The sequence below is a fragment of the Thioclava sp. genome (assembly GCF_048263065.1).
Lineage (GTDB): Bacteria > Pseudomonadota > Alphaproteobacteria > Rhodobacterales > Rhodobacteraceae > Thioclava.
In genome coordinates this window covers 23,109-45,051 of sequence record NZ_JBLXEM010000008.1, presented here as the reverse complement: position 1 = coordinate 45,051, position 21,943 = coordinate 23,109, and the positions used below count along the sequence as shown (strand labels likewise).

Sequence of the window (21,943 nt, the reverse complement as noted above, 5' to 3'; positions counted from 1 at the left end):
TCACGAAACTGCGACCGTTTATCGCGCTTTAGCCCTGATGATCGAGCCGCGCGCGGATCGATAGCAGATCCGCCCAAGCCTCGCGCTTGGCGGCAGGGTTGCGCAAAAGATAGGCGGGGTGGAGCATTGGCAGTGCGGGTCGCCCGAACGCCTCGGCCCATGTGCCACGCAGCCGGGTGACCCCGCGCTTACCCAAGCCTGCCATGCACGCGACATTGCCCATCAGCACCACCAGATCGGGATCGGCCAGATCGACATGACGGGTCAGAAACGGCAACATCTGCGCGATTTCATCGGGCTCGGGGTCGCGATTGCCCGGTGGCCGCCACGGCAAGACATTTGTAATATACAGCCCCGCGAGCGCATCCGGGGCATCCCGCGACAACCCGATGGCCGCAAACATCCGGTCCAGCAGTTGCCCTGCCTGACCGACAAAAGGCTGCCCCTTTTGATCTTCCTCACGTCCCGGCGCCTCGCCAATCACCATCACGCGCGCCCGCGCAGCGCCATCAGCAAACACCGTGTTGCGCGCGCCCTTTTTGAGATCGCACAAATCATAGGCGTCAATCGCGGCGCGCAATGCCTCAATTGATTCCGCCTTGCCCGCAAGGTCGCGCGCATGTGCCACTGGATCAGGGCCCGCAGCTTGCGCCATTTCGGCCACGGGGGGCAAATTGGGCGCAGCAGCCGCTGGCTCAGGCGTGTCGGGTTTGGTCTCGACCCGCTTTTCCGGCAGCGCGTAGCAATCAACGGGATCATCGCCAATCGCCGTATCCACTCCCATCTCAAGCTGCCATTCCAGCGCAGCGAGGGCGGCGTAATAGTCCAATTCGGGCGGGGCGTGAGTCTCCATCGCGCCAAGTTACGCGCGCGCGCCGCTGCGGTAAAGCGGCTGGACGCGCGCGCGCCCTTTTGCCATAAGCGGGCACAGTGAAAATCGGAGCAATCGCATGGCTTTTCGCCCACGCCACCTTCTGGGAATTGAACATCTCAGCCCCGAAGACATCCGCACCGTTCTCGACTTGGCCAATCAATATGTCGATTTTAACCGCCGCACGGTGAAAAAGACCGACGCGCTGGCGGGCATGACCCAAATCAACATGTTCTTTGAAAACTCGACGCGCACACAGGCCAGTTTCGAACTGGCAGGCAAGCGGCTGGGCGCGGATGTGATGAACATGGCGATGCAGACGAGTTCCGTGAAAAAGGGCGAGACGCTGATCGACACCGCGCTGACGCTGAACGCGATGCACCCCGATTTGCTGGTGGTGCGGCATGGCAGTTCGGGCGCGGTCGATCTGCTGGCGCAAAAGGTCGAATGCGCGGTGATCAATGCCGGTGACGGCAAACATGAACACCCCACGCAGGCGCTGCTGGATGCGCTGACAATCCGGCGCGAAAAGGGGCGCATCCATCGCCTGACCGTCGCGATCTGTGGCGATGTCGCCCATTCGCGTGTGGCGCGTTCGAACCTGCTTTTGCTGGGAAAAATGGAGAACCGCGTACGTCTTATCGCGCCGCCCACGCTGATGCCTTCAGGCGTGGCCGAGTTCGGCTGCGAGGTTTATGACGACATGCGCGAGGGGCTGAAAGACGCCGATGTGGTGATGATGCTGCGCCTTCAGCGCGAGCGCATGGATGGCGGGTTTATCCCGTCCGAGCGCGAATATTTCCACCGCTACGGGCTGGATGCCGAAAAGCTGGCCTATGCCAAGGAAGACGCCATCGTGATGCATCCCGGCCCGATGAACCGTGGCGTGGAAATTGACGGAACGATTGCCGATGACATCCACCGCTCGGTCATTCAGGAACAGGTGGAAATGGGTGTGGCGGTGCGCATGGCGGTGATGGATCTGCTCGCACGCAACCTGCGCGCCGACCGGGGCCGCGCCTTGACGGAAGAAACCTATGTCTAAGATCGAACGCGACGAGGTTCTCAACTACCGTCCCGGCCCCGACAGCGAATTGCCGCTGGATGAGGGCGAGCGCGTTCTGGCGACCTTTCTGCCTGATCGCAAACGCTATTGGACCGATCACGCGATTCTGGCGGTGCTGGGGGTGGTGCTGGCCTCGGCGGCGCTGTTCTGGCTGGGCCGTCCTGCGCAGGTGCCGATTGCCAGCATTGCGATTGTGATCGGCATGGCCGCGCGCGGGCTGTATTTCCGCTCTGAGGCCTTCGCGCGGCGTTGGCAACTGACCGACCGCCGCCTGATTGGCCCACAAGGGCGTCAGGTGATGCTGCTAGAGCTTGCGACCGTGCGCGCGCTGATGGGCGATGTGCAACTGGTGACAAAATCGGGCGGCAAACACCTGATCCGCCACCTCGCCGACGCCGGCCCCGTGGTCGCGCAGATCGAGCGCATGAAAAACCAACGCGCCGCCCAGCGCGCGACTGAGGGCGACGCCGAATGAGCCCCGATTTCTCGCGCATCGACATCTTCCGCCTCAAGGAGGCCATGGCATGACCCTGTTCTTACAAAATGCCCGCCTGATCGACCCCGAGGCGCTGAGCGAAACCACCGGAAATATCGTCATCGATAACGGCAAGATCGCTGCGATTGGCGACATGTCCGCCCCGCCCGACGCGCAAGTGATCGACTGCGGCGGCAAATACTTGGCCCCCGGCATCGTGGATCTGGGCGTCAAGATCGGCGAACCCGGTGAGCGGCACATGGAAAGCTTCCGCTCGGCGGCGTTGGCGGCGGCGGCGGGCGGGGTCACCACGATTATCGCGCGCCCCGACACGGCGCAGGCCATCGACAACCCCGAAACGCTTGAATTCGTCACCCGGCGCGCCGCTGACGCCCCCGTGCGCATCCTGCACATGGCGGCGCTGACCAAGGGGCGCGAAGGCCGCGAGATGACCGAGATCGGCTTTCTGCGTGATGTGGGCGCTGTGGCCTTCACCGATGGCACGCATGTCTGCGAGCAAACCAAGGTTTTGCAGCGCGCGTTTAGCTATGCCGCCAGCCTCGGCGCGCTGGTGATTGGCCATCCCCAAGAGCCGGGCCTGTCCAAAGGCACGGTCGTAACATCGGGCAAATTCGCCAGCCTACGTGGCTTGCCCGGCGTCTCGCCCATGGCCGAGCAAATGGGGCTGGAGCGCGACCTCGCCCTCGTTGAGATGACTGGGCTGGCCTATCACGCCGATCAAATCACCACCGCGCGCGCCCTGCCAACACTGGTGCGTGCCAAGGCGGCAGGGCTTGATGTGACGGCGGGTGTATCGATCCATCACCTCACGCTTAATGCGCTGGATGTGGGTGACTACCGAACCTTCTTCAAACTCACCCCGCCCCTGCGCGATGAAGACGACCGGATGGCCGTGATCGGCGCAGTGGCCGAGGGCGTAATCGACGTAATCTGTTCGATGCACACCCCGGCAGACGAGGAATCCAAACGCCTGCCCTTTGAAGAGGCAGCTTCAGGCGCGGTCGGTCTGGAAACGCTGCTGCCCGCCGCGATGCGCCTGTATCACGCGGGGCAGCTGAGCCTGCCGCAGCTGTTTCGCGCAATGTCACTGAACCCCGCGCGCCGCCTTGGCTTGCCCCAAGGTCGGCTGGCCGAGGGCGCGCCCGCCGACCTCGTGCTGTTTGATCCGGACGCTCCTTTCGTTCTCGATCGCTTCAAACTGCGCTCAAAATCCAAGAACACACCCTTTGATACCTCCCGTATGGAGGGCAAAACACTTGCGACTTTCGTCGCGGGCGTGCAAGTTTACAGCAGCGAAGAATAAAAATAACGCGATCAGAGGCGAGGGCAGGCAATGCCAGGAGTTGAAAACGGGGCCACCTGGCTAGGGCTGGTGGCCGCTTTAGGCTATTTATTAGGATCCGTGCCGTTTGGCATGGTGATCACGCGACTGCTTGGTATGGGCGATCTGCGCAAGATCGGATCAGGCAATATCGGCGCAACCAACGTGCTGCGCACCGGGAATAAACCGGCGGCGCTGGCGACGCTTCTGCTTGATAGCGGCAAGGGCGCGATTGCGGTGCTAATTGCGCGCTATTTCCTTGGCGAGACAGCGGCGCAGGTCGCAGGGGCCGCCGCCTTCATCGGCCATATCTACCCCGTTTGGCTTCGTTTTAATGGCGGCAAGGGCGTGGCGACCTTCCTTGGCACGATGATCGCGCTGGCTTGGCCCGTCGGGCTGGCAGCCTGTGCGGTCTGGCTGCTGACGGCGGTGGTCACGCGCATCTCGTCGCTATCTGCGCTGGTGTCGGCGGCAGCGACCGTGCCGCTGGCCTATGCGCTGGGGCATCGCGACCTGATGATGCTGGCGGCGGGGCTTTCAGTGCTGATTTTTTGGCGCCATCGCGGTAATATCGCGCGACTGGCCGCAGGCGTTGAGCCCAAAATCTGCAAAAAGGGCTAAGCCCAGAGCGAAGGAAATAGTATGATGAGTTTTGGTGACAGCGTTCGTACCTGCCTAAAGCAGAAATACGCAACCTTTGCAGGCCGCGCCCCGCGCGCGGAGTTCTGGTGGTTCACGCTATTTTATATGCTCGTGCAAATCGCCACGAATATCCTCGACACGCTGTTTTTCGGCACCGGAAAGGTCGCCAGCGGCCCCGGTTTCTGGGCCTATAACAGTCATGGCGGGCCACTCTCTCTCATTGCTGGCCTTGCCCTGCTGGTGCCCGCGCTCGCGGTCACCGTGCGCCGCCTACATGACAATGGCAAATCGGGATGGTGGGTGCTGTTGTCCCTGATCCCGCTGATCGGCGGATTGATTTTGCTGTTCTTCTTCGTGCAGCGCTCCCAACCCGGTGACAACGCCTACGGCCCCGACCCGCTCCGTCAGGTCTGAACCATAGTCTGGGGCTCTGCCCCCGGCCTGCGGCCTCCCCCGGGATATTTCGCTCAAGAGGAAGACAGGCAGCTTTCCAACTTCCTCCTGATCCAAATATCCTGCGGGGGTCCGGGGGTGCAAAACCCCCGGCGCTCACCACCCGCGCTGCGCCAAATGCCGCAACCCGTTGGTAACATCTGCGCGCACGGCCAAACGCAGCGCAGGCTCATCGCCTGCGCGCAGGGCTGCTAGGATCATGCGGTGATGGCGCGGCGGCTCGTTGCGCTGCACCCGGCCATAGAGCGCGCGCATCGTCGGCCCCAGTTGCAACCAAACGGTCTCGGCCACAGCCAGGATCGCGGGTGATTGGGCGCGCAAATACAGCGTGCGGTGAAAATCCAGATTCGTGCGGATATAGCCCACCGCATCATGTTTCGCGACCGCCTCGGCATTGGCGGTATTGATCGCGCTTAGCCGGTCGATCAGCGCGAAATGGGCGCGCGGCAAGGCGCGCGCTGACAGTTCCGGCTCAATCAGCGCCCGCAGCGCAGCCAATTCCTCAATGCGCTCGTTGGACAGCTCGGGCGTGCTAACCCGCCCCGAGGCCGTCAGCGTCAACGCCCCTTCTGCCACCAATCGGCGCAGCGCCTCGCGCACCGGGGTCATCGACACGCCATGCTGCTTGGCCAGACCGCGCAGCGTCATCGGCTGACCGGGCAGCAACTCACCCACCATGATCTGCTGGCGCAGGAAGCGATACAGCCGGTCATGCGCGGCGGTTTCAATGGGGCGGGTCGAGATCGTCGTCATGGCGCGATTTGTGATCACATTCACACGCCCCGTCAATCGCGAAAGATGCAAACGCGTCTAAGATCAGTCGCGAAACCAGACCGCATGCAGGCGCGAGCCCTCACGTTTCAGCCAAGCGCGCTCGGCCTTAAAGCTGGGCCGAAGATACGCCACCTGCGCCCAGAACGCACTGGAATGATTCATTTCGACCAGATGGGCCACTTCATGGGCGGCGACGTAATCCAGCACCTCAGGCGGCGCCATGATCAGCCGCCAGCTATAAGACAGCGCCCCGGTGTGGCTACACGAGCCCCAACGCGAGCGGGTATCACGCAGCGTGATTCGCGCAATCGGGCGATCAAGCAATGCTGCGTAATGCGCGCTTGCCTGATGCAGACGCAACCGCGCGGCATGTTTAAAAAACGTCTCGATGCGCAGACCAAGCTTATCCGGGTCTTGTGGGGCCAGCAGCCGATCCCCCTCAATACGCGGCGAACGCAGCGCGCCGGGCTCCAACATCAGCTCGCGCCCCTCAAAGGGTACTGTCTCGCCAAATCGCAACATGCGCGGCGGAGAGATCCCCCCAAGCGTACGGCGCAGCCACTCTGTTTGACTGCGCGCGAAGGCCAACGCCTCGCGTTCCGAAGCCCCTTTCGGGATCGTCAGCGCCACACGCCCATCGGCCCGCGACACCCGCAACGAGAACCGCCGCGCGCGCGCCGAGCGGCGAAAGACCAGCTCTAGCTCGGGCAGTTCGGGAATGTGGGGCGGGCTGGGCACGCGGGCTCTCCTTGGGCAGTTGGGACGCAGATCGCAGATAACCGCACGAAAGGCTTTGACACCCAGCGGGAGGTGTGGCAGTTGGCTGCGACTCTGATATTACCTGCGCAGGAGATTTCCATGCCTAAAGAGGAATGGGGCGTCAAGCGTCTGTGTCCGCATTGCGCGAACCGCTTTTACGACCTGAATAAAGACCCGATGACCTGCCCGGTCTGCGCCAACAGCTTTACGCTGGAAAGCCTGACCTCGGCACGCGGCCGCACGCTTGTGGCAAGCAAAGCAAGCCCAGCCAAACCCGATGAACCAGTCATCGAGGAAGAAGAAGATCTCGACACCGATACCAATGATGTCGAACTCGACGATGATCTTCTGGAAGATGACGACGACGATGATAACGTCTCACTCGACGAGATCGCCGATGTGAGCACGGAAGACAAAGAAGACAACTGATCAAGGTTGGGCTTCGTTTGAATTGACAGGCGCGGCAGGGAGACCTTCCGCGCCTTCAGTCTGTAGGCCACAGGGAGCATTGGGCGCATGTCAAATTTCCCCGTCGCGCAGAAAAACCCTCTTGCACCCGCTTGGCGCTTTGCCTATACGCCTCCCACGCAACGCGGCTTCGCCCGATGCAGTACTTCGATGGGGCCTTAGCTCAGCTGGGAGAGCGCCTGCATGGCATGCAGGAGGTCAGGGGTTCGATCCCCCTAGGCTCCACCAAACCATCCTTGAAAAGCGCCAGATAGTTTGTCCATTTGCGACGCTGATTTGTCCATTTTGTTGAGGATAGAGCGCCAACGGATCACGCCAGCCGTAAGCTAACGTTCGTGCGCGCTGCAGCGAATGCTACCTGAGAGCCCTATTTAACGATTTGCCGCCGCGCCGCATATGGTGGCTATCACGGTAGAGGCGAAAACCCTCAGCAACTGCTTGAGTTTTGAACGGGCTTTGTGGCGTCGTCAAATGACGTGTTTTGCGCATGTGCCAAAAAGGAGGTTTTCTGGAACATCCCTGAAGGCCCGCCGTGCGGACTTTGCGGATAACGAAAAGCACTGTGATTACTTGGGATTAGTTCACCCACAACAGGCCTCATAATTTCGTTTGTTTGTGCCTGGCAAATATCGGTTCGGTCCATCTATTAGTAAAAAGAACAGAGTATACCGCCCGATAATTTAGGTCAGAACATGATGCAAACCGAGGTGTTTTCTTCCGAACCCGCGTAAAATCGCGAAATTGAACTTGAAGGCATCGCAAAAATTGCCACCCGCGCTCTTAGGGTTGCAAAATTTTCGGCAAGATCGTGACATCGCTGATGGGGTTCCATCCCGATCGTTGACGTCAAATACACCTGATCCTGTGATCATATCCATTTATCAGGAGAGCGTAAGTGTTAAGCCAACAGCTCAAATCGCCGGGTTCAAAATTCGTTATCGCGCCAATTCTGTTTGGCTTTTTCGTTTTGTGCGCCGTTGTTCTATCCGCGAGTTCGACTGCCGCAGAAGGGTGGCGCAAGGAGAATTATATCTGTCCTAGCTTGGGGCGCAAGATGACCCGGACGGAGGCCATGGAAGCCTTTCGCTTTGGCTTGCTTGACAGCAGCTATAATCGCGGTGCCAAGCTTCCGGCTCTTGGCGAACTCCTCGCAAAAGACCCTGACTGCTGCCCCGATTATGTTCGGCGAATATCACGCCTCGTTCCTCTCTGCTGAAGTGCTTGCATCGTCTGTCCATCGCAACATCCTATGCCCTCAGGGCTTTGGGTGTTGCACTTGAAACTTGAGCCTAAGCCGTGACGTCGTGTCGTTCAAAGCTGAAGAGGAGTAACTTATGACAGAAGTCAAACTTTCTCAGCTGGTCACTTTCTAGCTCCGTTGTCAAAAAAACGATTTGCGGAAAGATTGTAGTGGTCCTGCTTTCTTGGACTGGTTTGCCGCTCAGCTAAGATGCATCCGGGTTAGGTTTCATACCGCTTGGTCCAGCGGAATACATCGAGACGCTCTACAGCCCTAAACGCAAGCACACGAACAACGGCATGCTGTCTCCCCCTCTCGGTGATTACAGGCAATCAACTGCCGGCAACGGGTGACTGCGAAACCAGACAACAGAAAATGAACGAGGCAGGGGCTTAGGAAACTAGAGGCACCTCAGAGAGCACTAAAATTTCAGAAAGAATGATCTTCGCTTTCGGTGCCGATCGCGTGCCCGAAGTCAATCGTGAAGCGAGGCAGGAGGCAGGGCTTTCCTCGTTCGGTTGGCAAGTGCGTCAAAAAAGGCTTCGCCGAAATGCCCGGCTTGAGCGGTAGATCAGACGATCTTCGGTTTCGGCTAAGGCAGTCGTTCAATGACACGGCCGGCGGACACGAACGATATGCCGCGGGTTCCGCTACCGCCAATCATCACCGCTTCAACTGCTGGCACCGAAACGGCGCTTTCCGATGTCCATTCTACCAAGAAATTGGCACCGGAATTGCCGGTTTGATCATTGAGTGGCGCCAAATAAGATGCGGATTCGAACGGCTCGAGCATCACAGGGGCCGTGACCAAATTCTTTTGATGAGCTCCAGCACGATCAAAATAATCTACCCGCATTACAGTGATTGAAACCTTCGAGTCGGTGTTGTGTATAACGACCGTCGATGCGAGGGGTTGAAGAATTCCCTCATGTGTAAAGACTTTGGAGTAAGCCGGAACGTAAATTTTTTCGTAGGTCGCTCTGGCAACGACCGATGTCATTTGCTCGTCTGCATTCGCGTGTGAAACGGAAAGCAACGAGAGAAAGCAGATTATGCTGAAGAGATGTTTTCCGGATTTCATAATCTTTTCGAGGTCCTTGCTTGCTCTGGCCGCGGCTGCCCCCGACCGCAGAGGGTATAGGTGAAATGGACCGTTCAAGGCAAGGCGGGCGTCGCGTTCCCGGGCGTCGCGGCGTCGTCCTCTGCCAGCAAATCCGCATCGAAACCGGCCGTGCCCTCTTCGCGCAGCATCATCGCGCGAAAAGGGCATCGTGGACCGCCAAGACCTCCAGCGTGCGGGCCAAAACCGAGTCGTCTTGCGGAAACTGGCCCACCATCGTCAAAAAGTGTGTCAGTTTCCTGATCGTCGGCCCTCCGTTCTTTTGACCGTCTGTGGCGATGTTTGCCAAAACGCCGCCCGGTCGTTGATGTGTCAGCGCCCCGTCGGGCGCCCAAAGTTCGAGAGCGTCGTCCATATTGCGCCATACACCGCCGCAGCGGGCATCGTGGCGAGCGCGAGGCTCGTTCTCATCGGGTCGGGAACAGGATAGCCGTCGTTTGCCCGTCGGTCGACCAGCACGCCGCAGCGGGGCAATTGGCGGCTGGGCCGCCCCCCATCATCTTCCCAGCGGGCGAGGCAGGCGGGGCTTGGGTTGCCGACCGTTCTTCCCGCTAGAGGACGTTGGTGCGATCTGAACGTTTCGGGGAAAAGTTCTTCGAAATCGGCCTTGCAAATCATCATTGGTCTGGCTCCTTCTGACCTGTGGCGTTTTTCTAGCTGAGGATGTGTCGCGCCATTGGTTGGCAATGGCGCGACGGGGTTTGCGAACGATGTTCACGCCGCCTTGCGATAGATATCGTCGTAAGTTTCGTTCGGGTTCCCGGACGGCGCCAAAGGCGTCATGCGCAGCTCGCGGTCGCTGAGACCATCGACCATGCGCGCAATGTCACCGCGGTGGATTCCGATGTCTCGAAGCATGCGGTCATCCATGGCCTTTAGAGCAACGATCATCTTGCGTCGCTCCCACCGCCGGGTGGCCGTACGCAACCATCGACGTAGCGCCCCGCCACTCTCTTTGTCTTTGGCGCGTTGCGCGACGTAGTAGCCGTGAAGATCATCGATATAGGTTCGGATCGGAGGAAAAGTTTGCATGCCATTCTCCATTGCATAGGTACTGAAGCCATGACGTCTGCCCCTGCGGTCATACGCGATCAGCTTGCAAATCTCTGCAAGTTAGGGGGCGGCGGCGCAGAGGCCTCCGTCAATTCATGTGATCATTGGAAGATCAGGATGAGCCCCGAAGCGTGGGAAAGCCATACCAGCCAGCCCCGCCCGGGGTTACCGGCGGTTCAGTAGTTTTCCTGCAAGCCGCAGGAACCTCCTATGAAACCTGAACATCATCATGATACTAATATGGGCCTTGTCGACGAAGCTTTCAATCGGCGGCCAGCCTGCTTGCGATCCTTCGGCACGGAAGCGCCGATGGGCAAGGATTTCGGGTCATAACTGGCCGTCTGAGCCATTTCTGGTGCCCGTTCAGATTGACTTGTTGAAATCCAATACCTAGCTTTATTGTCATGTTGGCACACGAAGATCATTTCCGCTTTCTTCTTCTGAACCGCCCGGCTCCCCGGGGGGCGAGGCGCGTGCGCGCCTGACATACCTCCCGGGGTTTCCTCATAGTCCTGAATTGAACACGTGACGGTCCATCGTCCGAGGAGGAATTATGTCCAGCATCAGCGATACCCAACTGTCTGTTTTTCAAGACCACTCAGGTCTAACGACACGGCCGTGCAAGTGGTCGATTTTGCCCGACGCCGATCACCGGCAACTTCAGCGGCATCTGGAGTTGTGCGACGCCGCTCGGCAACCCGCCTCGACCTTGCTTGCCTATGTCCTGCAGCACAAAATCATGGCAACGAAACCGGTCGGAAACATTCATGCCAGCGATCTCGTAACCGGGGGGTGTCGCGTCATCTATTCAGTAGATGATGGGCCGATCCAGACCGGATTACTGGCCCACCGTGCCAGAACCGGGCAGGCCAGCGGCGTCATACCCGTTTGCTCACTGCTGGGCGCCACGCTGATCGGGATGCGGGTCGGGCAACGTGCCCCTCTGCTACGTGAGGATAAAACGATCGGCACGATCTCGGTCCTGAGCGTGGTCCAACCGAGCTGATCTGATGTTCTACCTTTCAGCCGCCCGAAATCCCATCAACCCAAGACGTTCTTTTCACGGCCCATACAAGGAGGCTATCCAAATGATGACTCAAACGACCAGTCCGACCAAAACGCGCCAGATGCGCAAGCCGAAGATCGTCATCAATGCAGATGATCTCGGGCATATCGAAGCCTTGGCGGAAGGCGCGATGCAACGCAATCCTACGCTGGCCGAGCGTTTGCTTGACGAGTTGGGCCGCGCGCGCATCGTGCCTTCCGCAAAGATGCCCAAGACCGTCGTCGGAATTGGCAACACGGTAACCTACAGGGATGAAACCACCGGAAAGGAAAGTCGCGTGATTCTGGTTTATCCCGAGAATGCCGACATAGCGCGCCATCGAATTTCTCTGATGACACCGATCGGAGTGGCGCTTCTGGGCCTGTCCGAAGGGGCTTCGTTCTACTGGGATACGCGCGATAATCAGCGCCGGATGCTGACGGTCACGCGCGTCGAGCAGCCAGTCGTCGCGGAGACCGACGGGAAATGATGAGGATGCAATCGGCGAAGGCACTCCCGACCGCAAATGTCGCCCCCGGAGAGAGCAATCTGATGAAGTGCTGTTCGTCTGGCGCGTTCACCGGGCAAACGCAAATCGCCGCCACCAAACCTCAGTTCTTCGGAGTGCGCGCCATGTTTATCGATCCCGTGCGCGGGACATGCGGCAACTGCAACGAAGCCCTGCCCCGCGCAGCCCCTAACCGATGCCCGCTTTGCCGTGAACCGATCCGTGGATCTTCTCCGACGCAACAACGGATCTCCGCGCAGGCGCCGCAGGTCAGCCGCAACGCTGTGCCTAAGAGACCGACCTTGCGAGTTTCCGCTCAAGGTTGCTGCATGTGCATAGCGCCGCACAGCCCAGTTTCATGGCCCAATTAGTCGGCGGGATGGCGCTCCCAATCTTCGGGTTTTGGCAGTTCCTCGAACGTGTGTTCTGGCACCGGCGAAGGCAGCGTCCACTCCAGGGTATCGGCGTAGTCGTTCCAGTAATTCGCGCGTGTCTCGCGCTTGCCCGCCAGCAGCGTGTAAAAGATGATCCCGATGAACAGCAGGAACGACGCGAAGGAAAGCAGCGCCCCCCAGCTTGAGACCGCGTTCCAGATCGCAAAGGGCTCGGGATAGTCGATGTAGCGGCGCGGCATCCCTTGGCGCCCCAGAAAATGCTGCGGAAAGAATGTCAGGTTTGCGCCGATGAAGAACATCCAGAAATGCAGCTTTCCGGCCCATTCCGGGTATTGCCGCCCCGACATTTTCGCAAGCCAGTAATAGATGCCCGCAAACAGTGCGAAGACTGCGCCAACGCTCATCACGTAGTGGAAATGCGCGACCACATAATAGGTGTCGTGGTAGACGCGATCCGCGCTCGCCTGCGCCAGAACGACGCCCGTGACACCGCCGATCGTGAAGAGAAAGATGAAGCCGATCGCGAACAACATAGGTGTTCTGAACTGGATCGACCCCTGCCACATTGTCGCGATCCAGGAAAACACCTTGATGCCAGTCGGCACGGCAATGGTCATCGAGGCGATCTGGAAATAGCTCTGTTGCGTGATTGACATGCCGGCGGTGAACATGTGATGGGCCCAGACAACAAACCCCAATATGCCAATCGCGATCAAGGCCCAGACCATGGGAAGGTAACCGAAGATCGCCTTTTTCGAGAATGTCGCAATGACATGGCTCACGATACCGAAGCCGGGAAGGATCACGATGTAAACCTCGGGGTGGCCGAAGAACCAGAACAGATGCTGGTAGAGCATCGGATCCCCGCCGCCGGAGGGGTCGAAAAAGGTTGTCGCGAAATTCCGGTCGGTCAGCAGCATGGTAACCGCCCCCGCCAGCACCGGCACTGCCATAAGCAGCATCCATGCGGTAACGAAGATCGACCAGGCGAAAAGCGGCACCTTAAAGATCGTCATCCCCGGCGCGCGCATGTTCAAGAACGTGGTGATCATGTTAATCGAACCGAGGATCGAACTTGCGCCCGAGACGTGTATCGCAAAAATAGCCAAATCCATCGAGATGCCGCCGTCTAGCACCGAGAGCGGCGCATAAAACGTCCAGCCCACTCCGGCTCCATGCGACCCGTCCCCTCCCGGCGCCAGAAATGACGCGAAGGCGAGGGCGGCTCCGGCAACGAAGAGCCAATAGCTGAGACTGTTGAGCCGCGGAAACGCCATGTCGGGGGCGCCGATCATCAGCGGCATGAAATAGTTTCCAAACCCTCCGAAAAGGGCCGGTATGACCACGAAAAACATCATCAGCACGCCGTGATACGTGACGAGGATGTTCCACATATGTCCGTTAGGCGAACATTCGGCGGCTGACGGCCAGAAACGCAGACCTTCGAGACACAGATACTGCACCCCGGGTTCCATAAGCTCCAGCCGCATGTAGACCGAAAACAGCACTGCGACCAAGCCGATGGCGGCGGACGTGAACAGGTAGAGAATACCGATGTCTTTGTGATTGGTGGACATGAACCAGCGGGTGAAAAAGCCCCTGCGGCCATGGTCCTGTTCCAGCATCGCCTCGCTCATGGCAGCCTCCTGCGGCTGGGTTCCAAATCAATCCTAGGTGTCATTTTCGAACCGTGGGAAAAGAGCGCTGTTTTCAAGATGGATATGTCTGCTCCGGCCCACCTTGAACCGGGCCAGACTTGCGAAGAGCGTCTGCCAAGTCCCTTGATTACTGCGATCATGATCCCCTCCATTGGTTGGCGGCGAATAGTCGACCCCTTCGGGCCGGTCGAAAACCAAATTGTGGGTGTCGGGCGTGATCCGCTTCAGCATCGGATGTTATGTCACAGGCGACCTCCACTCACCGCCCAAACACACGCCCTTCTTTGCGTTACCCCACGCATCGCAACACCGTCTGCCCAGCTTCGGCCATCCGAATCCGTCACATAATTGGTATTTACAATGCCAATTATCTTCCGATATATTAAATATTGTCAATACCAATTAAAGGAACGTGAATGCGCCTTGCTTCTTTCACCGATTATGGTTTGCGGGTCTTGATGCGTCTGGCCGGAACACCTGACGAAGCCATCTCGACGGGGCAGATAGCTGACGAATTCGAGATTTCGCAACATCATCTGGCCAAGGTCGTCCGGGATCTCGGTCGCGGCGGCTTCGTCAGCAGCCAGCGCGGGCGAAGCGGTGGACTGAAGCTTGCCAGACCCGCGCAAACAATCACACTGGGGGAGGTCGTGCGTCACCTTGAACAGCGCTTCGCCATGGTCGAGTGCTTCCGCGCCGATGGCGGTTCCTGCGTGCTGAAGCCGCGATGCCGACTGAAACCCCGGCTGGCCGCCGCGCGGGAGGCATTCATTTCGGAACTCGATCGGTCAACGATCGCTGATTGCGCGTGGCCGGATAGCCCAGTGATCGCGGCGGAGTAAATCAAGCGAGGTGCTGTAAAATGGAGAAGGCCGATGACACAGATCGAATTTGCCGAGGGCATGATCCAGATCGACGCTGACGTGCTCGCCAAGGCGTTTCGGATCAGCACGGGTGAGCTGAGGCAATCCATGCGCGACGGCACAATTACCAGTCGCTTCGAGCGAGGAGAAGCCGAAGACGCGGGCAAAGTTCGCCTGACCTTCTATTCGGCGACTAAACGGGTTCGCCTGACCGCAGATGAAGAAGGAAATATCCTAACACGCAGCGTTGCCGATTATACAAGACGCGCGTTGAATGCCTCAAAGACGAACGTCCCGCCAAACCAAGTCGGCGGCTTGCGACAGGATCGGCTCGACACGCTTCTCGACATCGCATTGCAGGGAACGTTCCCGGCCAGCGACCCGGTAGCCATCTGCTTTGACCCGCCGAAACAGGTTGGCAACAATTGATCGTCACGCATCCGGTGGCCGAGGTTTATACGCATTCCCGGGTGCGGTTTGTCGCGGTCGGGGCCATGTAGTTGGCCTGCATCGCCAGAGCCGTGACCGGGCCAGAGCCATGACCGGGATCGTAACGGCTTTGCGCATCACCTTTGCGAGATGGGAAGGGGACGATAGCCGATCTGATAGCGCTGCAGGTCATCCGGCAGGGTGACTGCGGATTTGCCGGTGCGGTCGATACCGACGAGAAGGTAAAGCTTGCCCTCAGCGTTTTGGATTTCGACAATGTCGATATAGAAGCCCCCCTCTCGGCGATACAGACATCGCCAAGAGGGGGCAACAAAGCCGACGCACGCCTTCTATTCCTCAGGATGAAAATTGCGCCATCAAAGACTCGGTCAGATGTTTGCGCACCAACCTGACCCTCGGCGGAGCCTGTTCGTGGATCAAAAGCCAAAGATCCGACGTCAGGGGCGGCACGTCTTCCAGTCCCGGCAGAAACCCCGCAGGGCGGGCGATGAAATCGGGGAGCACGGCCCAGCCTGCATCCATTCGAACCGCCTCGACCTGCGCGGCAAAAGAAGTCAACTGCAACGAAGGCCTTACCCCCGGGCAATGGCTTGCGAGCCAGTCCGCCATGGTCAGAAACCTCAGATCCTCGACCCAACCGATCACTTGATGGCCGATCAGGTCATCAGGGCCTTGCGGTTGTCCATGCTGCCCGACATATCCGGACGACGCGTAAAGGCCGAAACGGATCGCACCGACCTTGCGGATACGATAGTTTCCGTGGCTGGGCCGCACCAGACGAATGACGATATCGGCCTCTTCGGCGCCGAGGTGCGCGGGCTGAACCGCAGTGCGCAACTCGATCCGAATGCGCGGATAGCTCGCCATGATGTCGATCAGAACAGGCAGCAGCACTTCCTGACCTAACAGCTCGGGGGCCTCAATCCGGACCGGCCCCGCCAGATCATCGCCAGTCTCGCGCGCATTGCGCTCGAAAATGCGCATCTGTGCTCCGGCGCGCTCGGCTTCGGGCACCAAAGCTTGGCCTGCTTCGCTTAACGCATAGCCATCGCGGTGTGGGCGAAACAGTTCCACCTGTAGCCCTTGCTCCAGCGCGTCGATTCTACGCGAGACCGTGGACGGGCTGACGCCAAGCGTCAGGGCCGCCGCAGAAAGCGATTTGCCCTGTGCTAAGGCAAGAAAGAATTTCAGGTCGTTCCAGTCCATGACGCTTTGCAATTTCGCAAAGCCTGTCGCCAAAAACAAGCATCGACTTCTATTGGAAATGACGCAAAATGACGAAAAGCAAAGGAATCCGTGTCATGAGCCAGACCACAACAGCAATTCGATTTTCCAATTTTGGCGGCCCAGAGGTTTTGTTGCCCGTCGAAGTGCCTCTCGCGGCCCCCGGCAATACCGAGATCCAGATCCGCCAAACAGCAATCGGGTTCAACTACATTGACGTTTATCACCGCAAGGGCGTCTTCGGCCCGAAACTGCCTCTGCCCGCCACCCCCGGCGTAGAGGGCGTGGGTGAGGTAACTGCCGTCGGTACAGAGGTCAGCGGTTTCGCCATTGGTGATCGCGTGGCCTATGTCGGCGGCCCGCCGGGCGGATATGCGCGCCATCGCAACCTACCCGCAGCCCGGGCGCTGCTTGTGCCGGATGATCTTGACAGCACGATCGTGGCCGCAAGCCTGTTCAAAGGTTTGACCGCTGAATATCTGACCCATCGCTGCGTCAACCTGCAACCCGGAGACACGGTTCTGCTGCATGCGGCAGCCGGTGGTGTCGGCGCGCTCGCCAGTCAGTGGTTGAAGGCACTTGATGTCACGGTGATCGGAACCGTTGGAACCGACGAAAAAGCGCAGCGGGCCCGCGCCCAAGGCTGTGCACATGCCATCGTCTACACGCGCGATGATTTTCGCGACGAGGTAAAACGGATTACGGGCAGCAAAGGGGTCAAGGTCGTCTATGACTCGGTCGGAGCCGATACGTTCGAACGCTCTCTCGACTGCCTGCAACCGCGCGGAACGATGGTCAGTTTCGGCGAAAGCTCGGGGCCTGTAGCTCCGTTGCAGATCGGCACGCTTGGGGCGAAAGGGTCGCTCTATCTCACGCGCCCGTCGATCGCGCATTACACCGCAGACCGCGGTGAGTTCGAAGCCGCGGCGGAGCGGCTATTCACTGCCATCCGGGACGGTGTCTTGACAGTAGAAATGCCCCACGCATACCCCCTTACAGACGCTGCAAAAGCACATGCGGACGCGGAAAGCCGCAAAACCATGGGGGCGCTTGTGCTGGTGCCTTAGCGAGAAGACAGGCATCTGACCCTCGCCTATCGCTGGTTTTGTCGCCTCGATCTGAACAATCGCGTGCCCGATCAGTCCACCTTTTCCAAGAACCGCCATGCGTTGCCCGGCGGGCAATGGCACGGCAAATGCCGAGTGGGCCCGTTTCCGCGAGAGAAATTTGCTGCGTTGCCTGTTTGAGGCCGCTGTGGCGAGGTGCATTGCAGAGGGTCTGGTCACCGGGCAACGTATAGCCATTGATGCCAGTCTGACAGAAGCTGATGCCAACAAGCAGAACTCGACTCCGGAGGAAAAACCGGGCGCGGCAAACATCGTCCCAGTAGATCCCCTCGCGCCGTGCGCGAGTATCTGGACACGCTGGATGAGGCCGCGTTTGGTGCGGCAAGCGAGGTGCTACCCCAGTTTACATCCCATTCCGACCCGGCCAGCCAATGCCTCTTGGTGATTGCGCACATTCACCTGCCGGTAACAAACGGCGACGCGGAAGAGCCCAGCATTCTTTAGCTATTTCGACAATTATCTCATCGACACGGACCACGGCGTGATTGGTCTCTCTCGGGAATATTTAGATGCACGAGACGGGCCAAAACAGATGAATAGGTGATCGCGATGACGCTTCGAAAGAATGTGGAAATGCTCTTCGCCCACCTCAAACGCATCCTCGGGCTTGGCAGGCTCCGATGACATGGCCAAAACGGTGCGAAGGACGGATTTCTACTCGCTGCCACCGCCCAAAACCTCCGTGAATTGGCCAATATCCTTCCTGCACCGCAGCAAACCCGAAAAGCCTGATAGAAAAGGCACTCACGACCTAATTCATGCAACCATTTCTGCGATCGCGACACCGTGTTTTTCAACAGATTCGGCGCAGAGTTGTCATTCGCTGGGCGAGGCTCAGGACCCGTTAAATTGCTTGCCGTCGTCTTGATTATACATGGCAAGCTGAACCATTGCCCGACTCGGCATTGCGCAGCAATGGCCCGATAGGGGGCGCATAGAAGGTGGTATGAATACTAAACTGCATGCCTCCACCGATACCGACGGGCGGCCAATCCGGTTCTTCATGACGGCGGCCCCCCTTTGGGTGATGCGTGCATCGCCTGCCGAGCAACGGATCAGAGATGACATTGGCGCAGCGGCGCTCCTGAGCGATCTGCCTAAAGCCGAGTGGCTCTTGGGTCGCTTTCATCGAAACTGCGTGTCGGCTGCCGGGCTGCGGATAGCGGCTAGCGGCTAGCGGCTAGCGGCTATGACGCCGACTGGTTCCGCGACGCCCTGAAAGGCAAGGGGATCAAGCTCTGAATTCCGGGGCGCAAAGCCCGCAAGACCGTCATCAAAGACGACAAGCGCCGCTGCAAAGGCCGCAACCGCATTGAAATCATATTCGGCGGGCTCAAGGATTTCCTCTCATCGATTATGCAAATCGATTACTAGACAACGGGCACTGCGTCGCAACCTGCTAAGACAGGTGCCCGAAGGTGTTCCTCTCCGCCATCGCACTCACCGCAACCGTCATGTTCTGGTTATGAGACTTGTGCCTAAATGAACGATGATATCGCACAGCCGCCCGCGACTGGCGCAAATCTGTTGCTGCCTGATCGGCGCAAAAGTGGCGCGGCGATGCGGAAACACTTGCATCATCGCGGCAGCGCGGCCATGCAGGTCGGCGTGACCCAGTCTAAAGATCAATCCGCGCTTTCCTTGCCCGACCTTGGCTGGTCGGCGTTTTTTGCCGACCAACTGACACCCGAGGAAACGGCGCTGGCCTGCATGCGCATCGCAAGCGTTCACCGCTCGCGGCTGTCGGCACAATCACAAACGGGGGCCGTGCGGCTGGCCCTTGGGCATCAGGTCAAAACAACGGATTTTGCCGTTGGCGATTGGGTGTTGGTCGATCCCGACACCCTGACAGTGCAGCGCCGCTTGACCCGCAAATCCCTGCTGGAACGCCATGCCGAAGGGGCCCGTGTGCCGCAGTTGATCGCGGCCAATGTGGACACGCTGTTCATCGTCACGTCTTGCAACGATGATTTCAATCCCGCCCGGCTGGAACGCTATCTCGCGCTTGCCAATGAGGCGGGCACGACCCCGGTGATCGTGCTTACGAAAAGCGATCAGACCGACGATCCGGCGCAGTATCAGCAACAGGCCGAAGCCCTGCAACGCGGCCTTGTTGCGGTGACGCTGAATGCCAAAGCCCCCGATGCGATCACGCAACTCGCGCGCTGGTGCGGGCCGGGGCAAACGGTGGCCTTGGTTGGCTCGTCCGGCGTCGGGAAATCGACGTTGCTCAACACGCTGTCGGGTAAGTCTGGCGACGAGGCCCAGCCCACAGGCGCCATTCGAGAAGATGACGCGAAGGGGCGTCATACCACCACGTCGCGATCCTTGCATGCGATCGCGGGGGGCGGCTGGGTGATTGACACGCCAGGGATGCGATCACTCCATGTCAGCGATGCTGCGGCCGGACTGGACAAGCTGTTTGCCGAAATTACCGAACTTGCGCCCAACTGCCGCTTTCGCGATTGCACCCATGAACATGAGCCCGGCTGCGCGGTGCGTGCAGCAGTCGAGGCGGGCACGTTGGACCCTGCACGGCTGGAACGCTGGCGCAAGCTGCAAGACGAGAACCGCCTGAATACGCCGGTGCAAACCGGACCGCGTGGCAATCGAACCACCGTGCCGCGCAAACGCCGCTAAGCCCCACACATCAGTGCTTAGACGTGCTGGCCTGCGTTAACCTCAATCTCGGTGCCCGTGACATAGCTTGACGCATCCGAGCACAGAAACCAAATCACATCGGCCACTTCCGAGGGTTGCCCAAGACGGCGCAGCGGCAAGGTATCAACGATCTTTTGCGTTCCCGGCGACAGGATCGAGGTCTCGATTTCCCCCGGTGCAATCGCGTTCACCCGCACGCCCAAAGGCCCGAAATCATGCGCCATCTCGCGCGTCAGTGCCTTAAGCGCGGCTTTTGACGTTGAATAGGCCGCCCCCGCGAACGGATGCACCCGCGAACCCGCAATCGAGGTCACATTCACCACCGCACCGCTGGCCGCAGATAGCTCTTCGACCAAGCCGCGCGCCAGCACGATGGAGGAAAAGAAATTGACGTGAAATACCTGCCCCCATGTGCGCAGATCGGTGTCGAGCGTGTTCAACCGCCCGCCATCTTCGGCCTTGGGCGAAATCCCCGCGTTGTTGACCAACGCATCCAGACGGCCAACCAGCCGCTCGCGGATCTCAGAAATCGCCTCGATGGTGCGACTTGGGTCGGCCAAGTCGATCTGGATGTGGTCCTCGCGACCACCGCCCCACGGGCATTCTTCGGGGAAGGGTTGGCGCGAGCAGGTAATCACGCGCCAGCCCTCGGCGGCAAAGCGTTTCACCGTGGCATGCCCAATCCCCCGGCTTGCCCCCGTCAGCAACATCACCTTGCGATCATCCATTAGGTCGTATCTCCTTGCGTTGCGCCGACCCTATCCCGTTTTGGGCCAAGCGCAACGCCCCGCCCTTCCCAAGCCCGGATTTTGGGGCTAGCAAGTGAGGGTCCGCGCCCTCCTCAGGAACCAGCAGATGAGAAAACAGACGATGAACCAAGACTGGATCGCCACCGCCCGCACCTTGTCCGAGGCTCTGCCCTATCTACAACGCTATTCCGGCGCGGTCGTGGTGGTGAAGTTTGGCGGCAACGCGATGGGCGATGAGGACGCGATGGCAGAATTTGCCCGCGATATCGTGCTGATGCGTCAGGTCGGGATGAACCCGGTCGTCGTGCATGGCGGCGGCCCGATGATCAACGAAATGCTGGGCAAGCTGGGGATCGAAAGCAAATTCGTGCGCGGCAAACGGGTGACCGACAAGGCCACAGTCGAGGTGGTCGAGATGATCCTCTCGGGGCTGGTGAACAAGCGCATCGTGCAGGCGATCAACGATCAGGGCGGGCGTGCGGTTGGTATCTCGGGCAAGGATGACGACCTGATGGTGTGCGAGGCCGACGACCCCGAGCTGGGGTTTGTCGGCCGTCCGGTCGAGATGAACGTGCAGGTGATCCGCGATCTTTATAACGCCGGCATCATTCCGGTAATCGCGCCGGTCGCCACCGGCATGGCCGATAACGAGACCTTCAACGTCAATGGCGACACGGCTGCGGGGGCCATTGCGGGCGCGCTTCAGGCGGATCGTTTGCTGCTGCTGACCGATGTCGCAGGCGTCAAAAATAAAGAGGGTGAGGTGATTACCCAACTCACTCCCGAAGATATAGAGGCGCTGATCGCAGATGGCACAATCGCGGGAGGCATGATTCCGAAAGCCGAAACCGCGCTCAAGGCGCTTAGCGAGGGCGTGCGCGCCGTGGTGATCGTAGATGGACGGGTGCAAAACGCCTGCCTGCTAGAACTGTTCACCGAACATGGCGCAGGCTCGCTGATCCGCTCGACAACGCCGCGCGTGCCACCGCAGACGCGCTAG

At 59.5% G+C, this 21,943-nt stretch carries 21 protein-coding genes, 1 tRNA gene and 3 pseudogenes; 17 read left to right on the top strand and 8 right to left on the bottom strand.

Annotation, left to right across the window (positions count from 1 at the left end):
* Nucleotides 1-28: 28 nt before the first annotated feature.
* On the bottom strand, nt 29-853 hold the full coding sequence (locus ACN0SD_RS12595) for a uracil-DNA glycosylase (RefSeq protein ID WP_417808583.1): 825 nt from the start codon (nt 851-853) through the stop codon (nt 29-31).
* 97 nt (nt 854-950) lie between these two features.
* Here ACN0SD_RS12595 and ACN0SD_RS12590 point away from each other — a divergent pair, with 97 nt between their 5' ends.
* From ACN0SD_RS12590 to ACN0SD_RS12570, 5 genes are read left to right on the top strand one after another with little or no spacing between them, the layout of a single operon-like run.
* Nucleotides 951-1,916 (top strand): aspartate carbamoyltransferase catalytic subunit, encoded by a 966-nt coding sequence (locus ACN0SD_RS12590; protein WP_417808582.1) that lies wholly within the window; start codon nt 951-953, stop codon nt 1,914-1,916.
* Nucleotides 1,909-2,412 carry a hypothetical protein gene (locus ACN0SD_RS12585; RefSeq protein WP_417808581.1) on the top strand — a complete coding sequence of 168 codons (504 nt, stop codon included), beginning with the start codon at nt 1,909-1,911 and terminating at the stop codon, nt 2,410-2,412. The genes ACN0SD_RS12590 and ACN0SD_RS12585 overlap by 8 nt, the downstream gene beginning before the upstream one ends.
* Before the next feature lie 49 nt (nt 2,413-2,461).
* On the top strand, nt 2,462-3,736 hold the full coding sequence (gene pyrC / locus ACN0SD_RS12580) for a dihydroorotase (RefSeq protein ID WP_417808580.1): 1,275 nt from the start codon (nt 2,462-2,464) through the stop codon (nt 3,734-3,736).
* A 30-nt stretch (nt 3,737-3,766) separates the two neighbouring features.
* On the top strand, nt 3,767-4,375 hold the full coding sequence (gene plsY, locus ACN0SD_RS12575) for a glycerol-3-phosphate 1-O-acyltransferase PlsY (RefSeq protein ID WP_417808579.1): 609 nt from the start codon (nt 3,767-3,769) through the stop codon (nt 4,373-4,375).
* 21 nt (nt 4,376-4,396) lie between these two features.
* A complete protein-coding gene (locus ACN0SD_RS12570; RefSeq protein ID WP_417808578.1) occupies nt 4,397-4,810 on the top strand; it encodes a DUF805 domain-containing protein in 414 nt (137 codons plus the stop codon).
* Nucleotides 4,811-4,945: 135 nt separating this feature from the next.
* Here the strand turns inward: ACN0SD_RS12570 and ACN0SD_RS12565 are convergent, their stop codons facing one another.
* Nucleotides 4,946-5,602, bottom strand: coding sequence for a GntR family transcriptional regulator (locus ACN0SD_RS12565; protein ID WP_417808654.1), 657 nt, complete (start codon nt 5,600-5,602; stop codon nt 4,946-4,948).
* Between the two features lie 63 nt (nt 5,603-5,665).
* Entirely contained in the window at nt 5,666-6,361 is a 696-nt protein-coding gene (locus ACN0SD_RS12560) for a M48 family metallopeptidase (protein ID WP_417808577.1), read from the bottom strand.
* A 120-nt stretch (nt 6,362-6,481) separates the two neighbouring features.
* Between ACN0SD_RS12560 and ACN0SD_RS12555 the strand changes: the two genes are divergently transcribed.
* Both ACN0SD_RS12555 and ACN0SD_RS12550 read left to right on the top strand, forming a co-directional pair.
* The gene (locus ACN0SD_RS12555) at nt 6,482-6,811 is read left to right on the top strand and encodes a TIGR02300 family protein (protein WP_417808576.1); all 330 of its coding nucleotides are present in this window, start codon (nt 6,482-6,484) and stop codon (nt 6,809-6,811) included.
* A gap of 191 nt (nt 6,812-7,002) precedes the next feature.
* Nucleotides 7,003-7,078, top strand: a tRNA-Ala gene (locus tag ACN0SD_RS12550).
* 1,604 nt (nt 7,079-8,682) lie between these two features.
* Here the strand turns inward: ACN0SD_RS12550 and ACN0SD_RS12545 are convergent.
* Both ACN0SD_RS12545 and ACN0SD_RS12540 read right to left on the bottom strand, forming a co-directional pair.
* Entirely contained in the window at nt 8,683-9,171 is a 489-nt protein-coding gene (locus tag ACN0SD_RS12545) for a DUF3124 domain-containing protein (RefSeq protein WP_417808575.1), read from the bottom strand.
* Between the two features lie 753 nt (nt 9,172-9,924).
* Nucleotides 9,925-10,242 (bottom strand): DUF1127 domain-containing protein, encoded by a 318-nt coding sequence (locus ACN0SD_RS12540; protein ID WP_417808574.1) that lies wholly within the window; start codon nt 10,240-10,242, stop codon nt 9,925-9,927.
* Nucleotides 10,243-10,816: 574 nt separating this feature from the next.
* Here ACN0SD_RS12540 and ACN0SD_RS12535 point away from each other — a divergent pair.
* On the top strand, nt 10,817-11,269 hold the full coding sequence (locus ACN0SD_RS12535; RefSeq protein ID WP_417808573.1) for a hypothetical protein: 453 nt from the start codon (nt 10,817-10,819) through the stop codon (nt 11,267-11,269).
* Nucleotides 11,270-11,354: 85 nt separating this feature from the next.
* A complete protein-coding gene (gene rnk, locus ACN0SD_RS12530) occupies nt 11,355-11,798 on the top strand; it encodes a nucleoside diphosphate kinase regulator (protein WP_417808653.1) in 444 nt (147 codons plus the stop codon).
* 385 nt (nt 11,799-12,183) lie between these two features.
* Here the strand turns inward: rnk and ctaD are convergent, their stop codons facing one another.
* The gene (ctaD, locus tag ACN0SD_RS12525; RefSeq protein WP_417808572.1) at nt 12,184-13,848 is read right to left on the bottom strand and encodes a cytochrome c oxidase subunit I; all 1,665 of its coding nucleotides are present in this window, start codon (nt 13,846-13,848) and stop codon (nt 12,184-12,186) included.
* Nucleotides 13,849-14,285: 437 nt separating this feature from the next.
* Here ctaD and ACN0SD_RS12520 point away from each other — a divergent pair, with 437 nt between their 5' ends.
* On the top strand, nt 14,286-14,711 hold the full coding sequence (locus ACN0SD_RS12520; protein ID WP_417808571.1) for an RrF2 family transcriptional regulator: 426 nt from the start codon (nt 14,286-14,288) through the stop codon (nt 14,709-14,711).
* A 33-nt stretch (nt 14,712-14,744) separates the two neighbouring features.
* Nucleotides 14,745-15,161, top strand: coding sequence for a DUF6522 family protein (locus tag ACN0SD_RS12515; RefSeq protein ID WP_417808570.1), 417 nt, complete (start codon nt 14,745-14,747; stop codon nt 15,159-15,161).
* A 357-nt stretch (nt 15,162-15,518) separates the two neighbouring features.
* On the opposite strand, the gene ACN0SD_RS12510 is transcribed toward ACN0SD_RS12515, so the two are convergent.
* Entirely contained in the window at nt 15,519-16,427 is a 909-nt protein-coding gene (locus ACN0SD_RS12510) for a LysR family transcriptional regulator (RefSeq protein ID WP_417808569.1), read from the bottom strand.
* A 56-nt stretch (nt 16,428-16,483) separates the two neighbouring features.
* Between ACN0SD_RS12510 and ACN0SD_RS12505 the strand changes: the two genes are divergently transcribed.
* The 5 genes and pseudogenes from ACN0SD_RS12505 to rsgA all read left to right on the top strand — a co-directional run bounded on the left by ACN0SD_RS12505 (nt 16,484) and on the right by rsgA (nt 20,173).
* Nucleotides 16,484-17,473 carry a quinone oxidoreductase family protein gene (locus ACN0SD_RS12505; RefSeq protein ID WP_417808568.1) on the top strand — a complete coding sequence of 330 codons (990 nt, stop codon included), beginning with the start codon at nt 16,484-16,486 and terminating at the stop codon, nt 17,471-17,473.
* A 3-nt stretch (nt 17,474-17,476) separates the two neighbouring features.
* Nucleotides 17,477-18,020: pseudogene (locus ACN0SD_RS12500) on the top strand (transposase); the annotation flags it as partial.
* 71 nt (nt 18,021-18,091) lie between these two features.
* Nucleotides 18,092-18,265 (top strand): annotated as a pseudogene (locus ACN0SD_RS12495) (IS5/IS1182 family transposase); the annotation flags it as partial.
* Between the two features lie 196 nt (nt 18,266-18,461).
* Nucleotides 18,462-19,002 (top strand): annotated as a pseudogene (locus ACN0SD_RS12490) (hypothetical protein); the annotation flags it as partial.
* 13 nt (nt 19,003-19,015) lie between these two features.
* Nucleotides 19,016-20,173 (top strand): ribosome small subunit-dependent GTPase A, encoded by a 1,158-nt coding sequence (gene rsgA, locus ACN0SD_RS12485; RefSeq protein WP_417808567.1) that lies wholly within the window; start codon nt 19,016-19,018, stop codon nt 20,171-20,173.
* Nucleotides 20,174-20,190: 17 nt separating this feature from the next.
* Here the strand turns inward: rsgA and ACN0SD_RS12480 are convergent, their stop codons facing one another.
* Complete coding sequence (locus ACN0SD_RS12480) at nt 20,191-20,922, bottom strand: SDR family NAD(P)-dependent oxidoreductase (protein ID WP_417808566.1); 732 nt, start codon at nt 20,920-20,922, stop codon at nt 20,191-20,193.
* Between the two features lie 142 nt (nt 20,923-21,064).
* Here ACN0SD_RS12480 and argB point away from each other — a divergent pair, with 142 nt between their 5' ends.
* Nucleotides 21,065-21,943, top strand: coding sequence for an acetylglutamate kinase (gene argB, locus ACN0SD_RS12475; RefSeq protein WP_417808652.1), 879 nt, complete (start codon nt 21,065-21,067; stop codon nt 21,941-21,943).

Coding starts and splice junctions, on each gene's coding strand:
- ACN0SD_RS12540 (WP_417808574.1), bottom strand. CDS start 10,242: ATGCAAACTTTTCCTCCGATCCGAACCTATATCGATGATCTTCACGGC.
- ctaD (WP_417808572.1), bottom strand. CDS start 13,848: ATGAGCGAGGCGATGCTGGAACAGGACCATGGCCGCAGGGGCTTTTTC.
- ACN0SD_RS12480 (WP_417808566.1), bottom strand. CDS start 20,922: ATGGATGATCGCAAGGTGATGTTGCTGACGGGGGCAAGCCGGGGGATT.
- ACN0SD_RS12555 (WP_417808576.1), top strand. CDS start 6,482: ATGCCTAAAGAGGAATGGGGCGTCAAGCGTCTGTGTCCGCATTGCGCG.
- argB (WP_417808652.1), top strand. CDS start 21,065: ATGAACCAAGACTGGATCGCCACCGCCCGCACCTTGTCCGAGGCTCTG.
- ACN0SD_RS12570 (WP_417808578.1), top strand. CDS start 4,397: ATGATGAGTTTTGGTGACAGCGTTCGTACCTGCCTAAAGCAGAAATAC.
- rsgA (WP_417808567.1), top strand. CDS start 19,016: ATGAACGATGATATCGCACAGCCGCCCGCGACTGGCGCAAATCTGTTG.
- ACN0SD_RS12505 (WP_417808568.1), top strand. CDS start 16,484: ATGAGCCAGACCACAACAGCAATTCGATTTTCCAATTTTGGCGGCCCA.
- ACN0SD_RS12565 (WP_417808654.1), bottom strand. CDS start 5,602: ATGACGACGATCTCGACCCGCCCCATTGAAACCGCCGCGCATGACCGG.
- plsY (WP_417808579.1), top strand. CDS start 3,767: ATGCCAGGAGTTGAAAACGGGGCCACCTGGCTAGGGCTGGTGGCCGCT.
- ACN0SD_RS12535 (WP_417808573.1), top strand. CDS start 10,817: ATGTCCAGCATCAGCGATACCCAACTGTCTGTTTTTCAAGACCACTCA.
- ACN0SD_RS12545 (WP_417808575.1), bottom strand. CDS start 9,171: ATGAAATCCGGAAAACATCTCTTCAGCATAATCTGCTTTCTCTCGTTG.
- rnk (WP_417808653.1), top strand. CDS start 11,355: ATGACTCAAACGACCAGTCCGACCAAAACGCGCCAGATGCGCAAGCCG.
- ACN0SD_RS12595 (WP_417808583.1), bottom strand. CDS start 853: ATGGAGACTCACGCCCCGCCCGAATTGGACTATTACGCCGCCCTCGCT.
- ACN0SD_RS12585 (WP_417808581.1), top strand. CDS start 1,909: ATGTCTAAGATCGAACGCGACGAGGTTCTCAACTACCGTCCCGGCCCC.
- pyrC (WP_417808580.1), top strand. CDS start 2,462: ATGACCCTGTTCTTACAAAATGCCCGCCTGATCGACCCCGAGGCGCTG.
- ACN0SD_RS12590 (WP_417808582.1), top strand. CDS start 951: ATGGCTTTTCGCCCACGCCACCTTCTGGGAATTGAACATCTCAGCCCC.
- ACN0SD_RS12515 (WP_417808570.1), top strand. CDS start 14,745: ATGACACAGATCGAATTTGCCGAGGGCATGATCCAGATCGACGCTGAC.
- ACN0SD_RS12520 (WP_417808571.1), top strand. CDS start 14,286: ATGCGCCTTGCTTCTTTCACCGATTATGGTTTGCGGGTCTTGATGCGT.